The following is a 6,143-nucleotide window of genomic DNA, read 5'->3' as shown; positions in this document are numbered from 1 at the left end:
CCTCGTTCAGCCACAGGCGAATCGGTCGCAGCGCATGATTGGCCGGAACGAAATCATCCAGTCTGGACATCGTGAACATCGATTCAGTGTAGCTGTCGGGGCCGCGCATCGCTTCCGTCTCTGTGTCGTTCGATTCTTTAAATCAACGTTTCTCCCTTGCGCACGGATGACCCGCGCAGAGGGTATTTCAACAGCCTGCTAGACATGACGTCAGTGCGATTAACGCGCGAGTACATCACCGCGCTTGCTGCCATCATCCACATCACGGGCAGCGCGGGTTTCCCGGCCTCGGCTTTTGCGGGCGCTTTTTATTTTGCCTGCTCGCGTTGCCGCGCCACGCGGATTCGCGTGACGGTTGGTCCATCGATCGATATGGTTGATAGCGTGTGTCAGTGGAATCGTAATCAACAGGTAGACCGCGCCGGCCGCCACCAATGGCGAGAGATTGGCCGTATTGACCGACGCGTTCTGGCCGATCGTGAAAAGGTCACGCTGCGACGTCAGCAAACCGAGAAAATAAACCAGGCTCGAATCTTTGACGATCGAGATGAATTGGTTTGCAAGCGCCGGCAGTATTCGCCGAATTCCCTGAGGCACGACAACGTGACGCATGCCGCTCCAATAGCTCATACCCAATGCCTGACAGGCCGCCATCTGATCTTTTCCCACGCTCTGAATGCCGGAGCGGAAGATCTCCGCGATATACGCCGAAGAAATCAGGCCAAGCGCGACAATGGCAAGTGGGTAAGGGTTGGGTCCGAACAGTGTCAGCCCAAGGGGCGCCAATCCCTGGCCGACAAGCAGGATCACCAGGGCGGCCGGCAAGCCGCGAAAAATGTCGACAAAAGCGCGTGCGGGGTAGCCGAGCAGAGGAAGTGCGGAAACCATCATCAACGCCAATACCATGCCAATTATCAGGCCAAGCAGCGTCGAGAAAACCGATAACGTCAACGTATTGACGAGGCCCGTGATGAGCAGGCTTGGCAGCGAACCCACCAGGAGCGGCCAGTCTAGGAAATTGGACAAGAAGTCGTGCATCGCGCGCTCTCTTGAAAAAGGCGGGCCGCCGAACGGCTCGCTGGTGTCAGTTGCCGCCGGCCATCTCGTACGGCGGCAGACTCGTGGGTTTCGGATAGGTCGGGTTGAACTGCGTGTATAGCTTCATCCAGGTGCCATCCGCAACAAGCTCGTTGATCGCTTTATCCACTGCCGCTTTCAGTTTTGTATTGCCCTTGCGCATCGGAAAGCCGGCAGGGAGATTCACCGCGGAAATATCCAGGCGTGCCGACAGATGCATATCGGGGTACTTGCCGATCAGCCCGTCCACCAGCGTTTTATCGATAAAAAAGCCATCGATGTATTTGGAACGCAGTTGCAGGAATCCGGCATTCAAGTTGGGAAAACGCACGATTTCCGCACCCGGTATATAGCTGGCGGAATAGGTATCTTCAATGGTGCCTTGTATCACGCCAACCCGCTTGCCTTTGACCGATGCCTTGTCGCTGGTGATGGGGCTGCCCGGCAAGGTCGCCACGCTTAGCAGACCTGTCAGATAGCCCTCGGAGAAGTCAACCATCTTCAGGCGTTCTTTGGTAATCGAGATGGAACCTGCTGCGATATCGAGTTGGTGATTCGATATAGCCGGCAGTAGTGCGCTGAAGTCCTGGGATCGAAACTCGACGGTCAAGCCGAGCTTGGCACCAATCGCACGTAACAACTCGACATCGAAGCCGGTCATTTTGCCATTGTCGATATACGAATAGGGTTTGTTATTGGCGTCCACGCCCGCCATCAGCTTGCCCGCGCTGAGCGTGTCGAAATCGTCGGCGTACGCTGCGGGCGCCGTTGATATCGCGAGAGTGAGCCACAATGGGATCGCGAGCGCGGCAACACGCAGGAATCGGCGAAACAGCATGATGTGCTCCTGAGGGAGTGATGGTTTGTAGAGGGTTCAGGACAATGCAGCCCTTACGCGGCCGCTCCAGTGGTCGCCAAACTGGTAAAGTGCAGTGCCAATTGGTACGGAGAATGGTGCCGCGATACTGCCGGGATTTACGGGAAAAGCACCTTCGCCGAAAGCACCGATGCGTCTTTCGGTATCGAGCATTGTTTGCGCGATCTGCCGTCCAAGATACGTCATCAATGCAACGCCATTGCCGTTGCAGCCCAGCGCATAGTGCAAGCCGTCGTGGTTGCCGATATGCGCCAGTTTGTCACCCGTCATGGCGACATAGCCCTTCCACGCATGCGTGATGCGGATGTCGCGCAGCGCCGGCCAGAGCTGCACCATTTTTGCGTAAAGCCGTCGCGCCGCGGAGCGTTCGTCGAGTTCGAGAATGGCAGGGCGGGAGCCGAAGATCATCCGCGTGCCATCTGGCGACGGTCGCGTGTAAAACAGGTTGCGTTTAGAGTCGCTGATCATTCGTCGCCCCGGATTCAGCACGCTCATCAAACCGGCAGGCAACGGCTCGGTGGCAATCTGATAGCTGGCAACCGGTAGTACGCGGCGTTCGAGAAAGGGCAGCAGACCGCCGGTATAACCATTCGTCGCAATCAGGACCTGACGTGCCCGTAGCGTGCCGCGTGCGGTGTCGACGATAAAGTGGCCACTCCCCCCGCGAATACGCGTCACGCTTGCATGGGAATGCAAGGTCGCGCCGCGGGCGGTGGCGAGACCCCGGAGCGCGCGATGAAATTTTGCCGTATGCAGGCCGCCGTATTCTTCAACCAGCATGCCACCGTAATAGTAGTCGGAGCCCACGATTGAACGTTGCGCCTCACGTGGGATCAGATGGACCGTGACGCCGGTCTTCTCCCGCAGTAGCGCGCCTTGCGCGGCAAGGCGTTCGAAGTGATCCGGGGTGTATGCCCCGAAGAAGCGTCCGGTGATCTGTAGGTCCGCATCGAGTGCTTCGGTGGCGATCAGGGTTTGCAAGTATTTAAAGCTCGCCATCGATTCGTTCATCAACCGCGTCAGGCGATCGGCCGAAACGCCGCGGATCGCGCCCGTGAGTGCCAGCTTCTGGCCGCCGGAAACCATACCCCCGCTACGCGTGCTACCGCCCGCGCCTATTTCCGCAGCATCGAGTACGGCGACATGCCGCCCGGCCTTCGCACATTCCGCCGCAGCGGACAGTCCGCAATAGCCACTGCCAACAACGGCCACATCCACCGAATTCGGCAATGGAGCATGGATCGTCTGCGGCGGTGCAGCATCCCACCAATACGGGGCGACGCGAAAGTCGTCATGGAAAAGTAGTGCATCGGGACGCATGATCATCCTTCACGGAATACGCATGATCGAGTCTAGGTTTGATGCAGGCATTCGGTCAAATACGGCCAAAAACGCGCGCTATTCATTTTTGATATGACATGCTGGTTCGAGACCAGCTGGAATTCGGCGTGATGGGGAGGCAGAACGTGATGAATCAGAAGCAGATCGATGCATTTCGCGCGGTAATGCTGCGTGGGTCGATGACGGCCGCGGCCGACGAATTGGGTACGTCGCAACCCAGCATCAGTCGCTTGATTTCGGAGTTGGAGGCATCTACGGGACTGGTGCTGTTCAATCGTGCCGGTGGGCGCGTGCAGGCGACCGATGCAGGGAGCGCATTTTATCGGGAAGTGGATCGCAGCGTGGTCGGCTTGCGCAAGCTGGCCCATTCGGCGCGGGAGATCAAGCAGTACGGTAGCGGGAGGCTGCGCTTGGTTGCCGCGCCGGTGCTCGCGCTTGGCTTGGTGCCACAGGTCATCGAGCGATTTCTCGCAGCCTATCCTCGGATTGTCGTTTCCCTGGAAATGCGGAGTGAAAGCACGATACAACGCTGGGCATCGTCGGGATATTGCGATATCGGTTTTGCGACAACGACCCCGGACGCCTTCGGTGTCACCGGCACCGAGCTCTATCGATTGAAAGGTGTCTGCGCACTCCCCGTGCGTCATCGCCTTGCATCCAGGGCCAAGATCAACGCGCGAGATTTGCGGGGTGAGTCGCTGATCCTGCCGTCTTACGCCGATGACACCCGGTCGGCGCTTGATCGGGCGTTACGGCAGGCAAATGTTACGCAGGTTCCAACGATCGAAACGCCGTATGGCGCGACAATTTGCGCGATGGTGGCACGCGGGCTAGGGGTAGGCGTCGTCAACCCGCTGGCCAGCCGGGACGTGAATCCGCGACGCGTCGTTTTTCGCTCATTCGCGCCCAGCATTCTGTTTCGCGGCTTCACGGTCTGCCCTCAACTGCGCAACGAGAATCCGATCGTTGAAGCCTTCCTGGCCCTGAGTACACAGGTCATGGCCGAAGAAGCGGCGGCGCTACGGCAGGCGGGATAAGGCGCCGCCCCGGGGCGGATACGAAAAAGCGAGGTTGCCAGGGAGGCGGTAAAATACTCGGTCCCGATGTGCAATGCTGGGCGGTGGCGCGAGTTGTCTTGTCACGCAGTTTTGCTACATTCCTCGCTATCGTCCCGGTCGCGCAGGCCGCCTGACCGGCGTGACGTGCAAGCGTTCTCTTACTTTTGGGTCCACCATCATGAGCAAAGCGAATTCGGTTCCGCAAGAGCAACCGCTCGACATGGTTATCTTCGGCGGTGCCGGTGATCTTTCGATCCGGAAATTGCTGCCGGCGTTGTTCATGGCGTACGTACACAAGAGTCTGCCGGATTCCACACGCGTCATCGCTGTCGGGCGGACCAAGTATTCGCGGGAAGACTATCTTGCGTTGATTAACGAGAAGTCGTTGCCCTTCATCGACAAAGGTGCTGCCACGCAACAAACCTGGGCGAGCTTTCTGGAGCGTTTGCATTACGTTGTGATAGACGCGGGCGTATCGGCTGATTACGACAGCCTGGTGCCTGCGTGCCAAGCCGGCTCCTTGAAGGTGTTCTACCTTGCCACGGCACCGGATCTGTTCAGTGTGGTCTGTGAAAACTTGTCGCGCGTCGGACTGGCGGATACCCACGCGCGGGTTGTTCTGGAAAAACCGCTGGGTCATGATCTCGCGTCGGCAAAAGCGATCAACTCGACGGTGACACAATATTTTCCTGAAGACCGGATCTATCGGATCGACCATTATCTTGGCAAGGAGACGGTCCAGAATCTGATGGTGCTGCGTTTTGGCAATCCGATTTTTGGACCGTTGTGGCAGGCGCCGTATATCAAGAGCGTGCAGATTACCGTGGCGGAATCCGTAGGTGTGGGAAGTCGTGCGGACTTCTATGACCATACCGGCGCGATGCGTGACATGGTCCAGAATCACCTGATGCAGTTGCTGTGCATTGTGGCAATGGAGCCGCCGGTATCGCTCGACCCCGATGCGGTCCGCGATGAAAAGGTCAAGGTTCTCCGCTCGTTGCGGCCGATGTCGAATGAATCGATCTCGCGCGACGTGATTCGCGCGCAATATCATGGTGGCGTGGTCGATGGCGCGCCCGTGAAGGGCTACCGTGACGAGGCCAATGTGCCCGCGGATAGCGATACGGAAACCTTTGTCGCGTTGCGGGTGATGATCGACAACTGGCGGTGGGCGAACGTGCCGTTCTTCCTGCGCACCGGCAAGCGTTTTCCCGAGAGGCGTTCGGAGATTGTCATCGAATTTGCCGACATGCCATTCTCGATCATTCCGCGCTCAGGTGAAGGGAGCGCGAATCGCCTCGTAATCCGTTTGCAACCGGAAGAATCCATTCAATTACAGATGTTGGCAAAGGAGCCGGGTAGCGGCTTGAACACGTTGCCGGTGAGCTTGGACCTGGATCTCCAAAGCGCGATGTCGGGACGCCGCGCGGAAGCGTATGAACGTTTATTGATCGATGTTATCCGGGGACGTCTGACACACTTCATGCGTTCCGATGAACTCGAAGCGGCATGGTCGTGGGTGGAAGAGATCTTGAACGGCTGGAAGCGGCTGGGTATTCGTACACATCGCTATGCTGCCGGCACTTATGGGCCGCCTGCATCGTACGCGCTCATGGCGCGGAACAACACATCCTGGCCTGAAAACCTGTAGACCGGATAAGGCAGCCTACGGCATGCCGGGCCAACGGCGAAAGGTCCGGAATAAACCTCGGCAATTCGTTGGGTCATGCGGAGCAGTTTTTGTTGCCCGCTGAACCCTGTCTTTCCGCTATATACAAGCAGATGTTTGC

The 6,143-nt window shown here is 58.0% G+C and carries 5 protein-coding genes; 2 read left to right on the top strand and 3 right to left on the bottom strand.

The window, feature by feature from the left end; translation table 11 throughout:
- Positions 1 to 219: 219 nt before the first annotated feature.
- The 3 genes from WM40_RS19920 to WM40_RS19910 are packed head-to-tail and all read right to left on the bottom strand — an operon-like array spanning position 220 to position 3,274.
- On the bottom strand, positions 220 to 1,038 hold the full coding sequence (locus WM40_RS19920; RefSeq protein WP_024903714.1) for an amino acid ABC transporter permease: 819 nt from the start codon (positions 1,036 to 1,038) through the stop codon (positions 220 to 222).
- Positions 1,039 to 1,084: 46 nt separating this feature from the next.
- Positions 1,085 to 1,915 carry an ABC transporter substrate-binding protein gene (locus tag WM40_RS19915; RefSeq protein WP_024903715.1) on the bottom strand — a complete coding sequence of 277 codons (831 nt, stop codon included), beginning with the start codon at positions 1,913 to 1,915 and terminating at the stop codon, positions 1,085 to 1,087.
- A 36-nt stretch (positions 1,916 to 1,951) separates the two neighbouring features.
- The gene (locus WM40_RS19910) at positions 1,952 to 3,274 is read right to left on the bottom strand and encodes an NAD(P)/FAD-dependent oxidoreductase (protein ID WP_046153763.1); all 1,323 of its coding nucleotides are present in this window, start codon (positions 3,272 to 3,274) and stop codon (positions 1,952 to 1,954) included.
- Positions 3,275 to 3,423: 149 nt separating this feature from the next.
- Between WM40_RS19910 and WM40_RS19905 the strand changes: the two genes are divergently transcribed.
- Both WM40_RS19905 and zwf read left to right on the top strand, forming a co-directional pair.
- Positions 3,424 to 4,332 (top strand): LysR substrate-binding domain-containing protein, encoded by a 909-nt coding sequence (locus WM40_RS19905; RefSeq protein ID WP_024903717.1) that lies wholly within the window; start codon positions 3,424 to 3,426, stop codon positions 4,330 to 4,332.
- A gap of 196 nt (positions 4,333 to 4,528) precedes the next feature.
- Entirely contained in the window at positions 4,529 to 6,004 is a 1,476-nt protein-coding gene (zwf, locus tag WM40_RS19900) for a glucose-6-phosphate dehydrogenase (protein WP_024903718.1), read from the top strand.
- The last annotated feature ends 139 nt before the right edge of the window (positions 6,005 to 6,143 follow it).

This window comes from Robbsia andropogonis (assembly GCF_000970345.1).
GTDB classification, from domain to species: domain Bacteria; phylum Pseudomonadota; class Gammaproteobacteria; order Burkholderiales; family Burkholderiaceae; genus Robbsia; species Robbsia andropogonis.
Note: the sequence above shows the minus strand (reverse complement) of the source record. Positions and strands in the feature narration are given on the sequence as shown.

Excerpts from the sequence above, each read along its gene's own strand:
- WM40_RS19915 (WP_024903715.1), bottom strand. The coding sequence starts at position 1,915 with ATGCTGTTTCGCCGATTCCTGCGTGTTGCCGCGCTCGCGATCCCATTG.
- WM40_RS19910 (WP_046153763.1), bottom strand. The coding sequence starts at position 3,274 with ATGCGTCCCGATGCACTACTTTTCCATGACGACTTTCGCGTCGCCCCG.
- WM40_RS19920 (WP_024903714.1), bottom strand. The coding sequence starts at position 1,038 with ATGCACGACTTCTTGTCCAATTTCCTAGACTGGCCGCTCCTGGTGGGT.
- WM40_RS19905 (WP_024903717.1), top strand. The coding sequence starts at position 3,424 with ATGAATCAGAAGCAGATCGATGCATTTCGCGCGGTAATGCTGCGTGGG.